Genomic DNA, 3477 nt, shown 5'->3' with positions numbered 1-3477 from the left:
ATCCGGACGTCTCTCTGGTGACGCACGATCGGTGTCTCCTCCAAGTATCCCGCACCGCCGAAGAGCTGCAGGGCCTCGTCGACGATCCAGGCGGCGGCCTTCGCGGCGAAGTACTTGGCGGCGGCGACCGAGCGGCCGGCCTCGGGGTGGCCGTCGTCGAGGCGGGCGGCGGCCTGGTAGGTCAGGGCGCGGGCGGCGTCGAGCTCGACCTCCATCGCGGCCACCCGGTGGCGGATCGTCTGCAGGCCCGACAGCGGTGCCCCGGCGACCTCGCGCCCGCGGACGTACTCGGTGACCAGCGTGATCGCCTCGGCCGCGTGGCCGAGGCCCATCGCCGCGAGCACGACGCGCTCGAGCTGGAAGGCGTCCATGATCTGGTAGAAGCCGCGGTCCTGGCCGCCGAGCACGGCGTCCTCGGGCACGGTGACCGCGTCGAGGACGACCTCGCGGGTGTCCGACGAGTGCCAGCCCAGCTTCTCCAGCGGCGTGCCGAACGACAGGCCGGGGGTGTCGGCGGGGACGACGAACGTCGTGATTCCGCGGTGCCCGGCCTCGGGGGAGGTCTTGGCGCCGACGACGATGACGTCGGCCAGCCCGGCATTGGTGATGTACATCTTGCGGCCGTCGAGCACCCAGCCCTCCCTATCGGCGTGCTCCCCTTGAACGCGCCGAGCCTTCGTCGTGATGCCGGCGACGTCGGAGCCCGCGCCCGGCTCGGTCACGGCGATGGCGGCGATCGCGGTGCCGGCGGCGAGGGCGGGGACCCAGTGCTGCTGCTGCTCGGGCGTGCCGTAGCGGACCAGGTGCGGCGCGGCCATGTAGGCGCTGACCAGGGCGCTCACGGCGATGCCGCCGCAGGCGTGGGAGAGCTCCTCGGCCAGGACGGTGACCGCGGTGCACTCGCCGCCCTCGCCCGCCGACCCGCCGAACTCGGGCGGGGTGAGCAGGCCCAGCAGCCCGGCGTCGCCCATCTCCTTCCAGAGCCGCTCCGGGGGTCGCCCGGAGCGCTCGGCCTCGTCGACCACCGGACGGACGCGCTGATCGGTGAAGGCCCGGACGCTGGCCCGGAAGTCCTCGTGCGCCTCGTCCAGCTCGAAGGCCATGCCGTGCTCCTGGTGCTGCTCGGTGTCCCGAATCGTTCGACCGACCGGTCGGACGAAGGTAGGCTGCGTCACAGCTCAGCGTCAACTCCGGCGGTGAGGTGCGGGTGAGGGAGCGGCATGGCGGCTCGCGAGATGCGTCCGTCCGGCGGGAGCCGGGCCGACGAGCAGCGCCGCCGCATCCTCGCCGCGGCCGTCGAGGTCTTCAGCCGCCGCGGGTACCGGGCCGCCTCGATGAACGACATCGCCGACGGGGTGGGGCTGTCGAAGCCGTCGCTCTACCACTACTGGCGCACCAAGCAGGACCTGCTCGTCGTCGTCTACGAGGAGGTCCTCGACGAGAGCCTGCGCGGCGCCCGGGCGATCGTGGCGGCCGCGCCGAACCCGCGCGAGGCGGTGCGGGGGCTGATCGTCGAGCGGGTCGCGTACACCTGCGCACACCAGGACCTGTTGAAGATCTGCTTCGAGGAGGAGTCGGAGCTGCCGCCGGACCTCGCGGCGCCGATCCTCGAGCGGCGTCGGGCCTTCGAGGCGGTGGTTCTCGAGGCGGTCGAGGCACAGCTCGCCGTCTCGGGGCGCGAGCTCCCCATGGCGCCGAAGACCTTCGTGAACACGTGCCTGGGCGCCGCGAACTGGGTCTACAAGTGGTACGACCCGGCGGGCCCGCTCTCCCCCCGCGAGCTGGGGGAGCAGGTGGCGGCGGTGCTGCTCCCGGCGCTGGGCTGAGGTCGCCCCGGCCCGCCCCCGGTCGCGGTGATCCACATCTGTGCGGCGCAACACGCCACATCTGACGCGTTCCGCCGCACGGAGGTCGATCACCGCCGAATCCGATGGATCCGGGACGCCGCAGGCCGCGTCGAAGAGGCATGGGCATCGATGAGCACCGCCGGCGCGAAGCCCGGCTGCACGCACTGCTGCGCCGCCAGGACGGCGTGATCTCCCTCGACCAGGCACGCGAACTCGGCTTCAGCGACTCGACGATCCGGCGACGGGTCGCGACGAAGCAGTGGTTCCGGATCGCCTACCGCGTCTACCTGGTCGCGACCCACGAGGAGACGCCCCGCGCCACCATCCGCGCGGCGATGCTCTCGGTCGGCGGCGAGGCGGTCCTGGTCGGTCCGGCGGCCGCGTGGTGGTGGGGGCTCCTGGACACCAGGCCGGCCCCGATCGAGATCGCGGTCGAGCGGGAGCGCCAGCACCGTCGTCGGCCCGGCGTGTTCCTCGTGCGGCGCACGGTGCCCGTCTCCGACCGCACGCTGCGCCACGGCCTGCGCGTCACGACGCCGGTCGCCACCGTGCTCGACGCGGCCGCGTCCCTCGGGACGGCCAGGGGTGCACAGGTCATGGACCGGGCGCTCCAGAGGCGGACGGTGGGTCTGGACGCGCTCCGGCACGCCCAGGTGCGGAGGTCGGGCCGCCGGGGAGCCCCGGTGACGGCCCGGCTGCTCGTGCTCGCGGCCGGTGGCGCGGTGTCCGAGGCCGAGCGTCTCGCGCACTCCCGGATGCGCGAGAGCGGGATCCGCGGCTGGCTCGCGAACGTGCCGGTGGACGTGCCGAGCTTCGGTCGCGCCGTCGTGGACGTCGCTTTCCCGGAGCAGAAGGTGATCCTCGAGATCGACGGCTGGGCCTTCCATCGGGATCTGCGCGCGTTCCTCGTGGACGGTCCCCGACAGGCCGCCCTGACGGCCGCAGGGTGGGTCGTGGTCCGGACGCACTGGTACGAGCTGACCGAGACGCCCGAGGTGTTCGTGGCGACCCTGCGACGGGTGCTCGCCGCTCGGTCGTGACCCGTGGCCCCGTGATCGCGACGTGTGCGGCGGAACGCGTCAGAGTTGGGCTGTTCCGCCGCACAGACGTCGATCACCGGTCATCGGGAGAGAATCGGCCACCACCGGCTCCGGGACGCGGACAGGAGCTGACCGCTACTTCTCCTACCGTGGCCCTCACCAGCAGGAACACAGGGAGGACATCGTGACCGTGACCCAGCACCCCGTCGACCTCGACACCCTCACCGGCGAGCGCCGCGACATCATCGAGGCGCTGCGGGCCCACCGCGGGTTCCTGCGGCAGACGCTGCAGGGGCTCGACCAGGAGCAGGCCACCCGGCGGACGACGGTGTCGGTGCTGAACCTCGCCGGGCTCGTCAAGCACGTCGCCGACACCGAGGCGGGCTGGCTGCGGTTCGCCCAGGGCGACTCGAGCGGCATGGCCGGCGGGGCCTGGAACGACATCGACTGGGACGACCCGGTGATCCAGCAGCGCATGGCGGACGGCGACCTGCGCCACGACGAGTTCAACCTGGTCGGCGACGAGACCCTCGAGGGGGTGCTCGCCCGCTACGAGGAGGTCGGGGCGGCGACCGACGCGTTCGTCGTCG

The 3477-nt window shown here is 73.0% G+C and carries 4 protein-coding genes; 3 read left to right on the top strand and 1 reads right to left on the bottom strand.

Annotated features, from left to right (window positions below; genetic code table 11):
• The coding region (locus tag AC0CYZ_RS31010; protein ID WP_472221999.1) for an acyl-CoA dehydrogenase family protein at window positions 1–1103 on the bottom strand (1103 nt) is incomplete at its 3' end.
• Between the two features lie 117 nt (window positions 1104–1220).
• On the opposite strand from AC0CYZ_RS31010, the gene AC0CYZ_RS31005 reads away from it, so the two are divergent.
• The 3 genes from AC0CYZ_RS31005 to AC0CYZ_RS30995 form a co-directional block, all read left to right on the top strand.
• Window positions 1221–1826: a TetR/AcrR family transcriptional regulator gene (locus AC0CYZ_RS31005; protein WP_472221997.1), complete on the top strand. Its 606-nt coding sequence runs from the start codon at window positions 1221–1223 to the stop codon at window positions 1824–1826.
• Window positions 1827–1966: 140 nt separating this feature from the next.
• Window positions 1967–2887, top strand: coding sequence for a type IV toxin-antitoxin system AbiEi family antitoxin (locus tag AC0CYZ_RS31000; RefSeq protein ID WP_472221995.1), 921 nt, complete (start codon window positions 1967–1969; stop codon window positions 2885–2887).
• 184 nt (window positions 2888–3071) lie between these two features.
• Window positions 3072–3477, top strand: a 406-nt coding sequence (locus AC0CYZ_RS30995) for a mycothiol transferase (protein WP_472221993.1), incomplete at its 3' end; no start/stop codon positions are given.

The sequence above is a fragment of the Actinomycetospora sp. genome (genome assembly GCF_055612215.1).
Note: the sequence above shows the minus strand (reverse complement) of the source record. Positions and strands in the feature narration are given on the sequence as shown.

Bases quoted from the DNA above. Each gene is read 5' to 3' on its own strand.
- AC0CYZ_RS31005 (WP_472221997.1), top strand. From the start codon at position 1,221: ATGGCGGCTCGCGAGATGCGTCCGTCCGGCGGGAGCCGGGCCGACGAG.
- AC0CYZ_RS31000 (WP_472221995.1), top strand. From the start codon at position 1,967: ATGGGCATCGATGAGCACCGCCGGCGCGAAGCCCGGCTGCACGCACTG.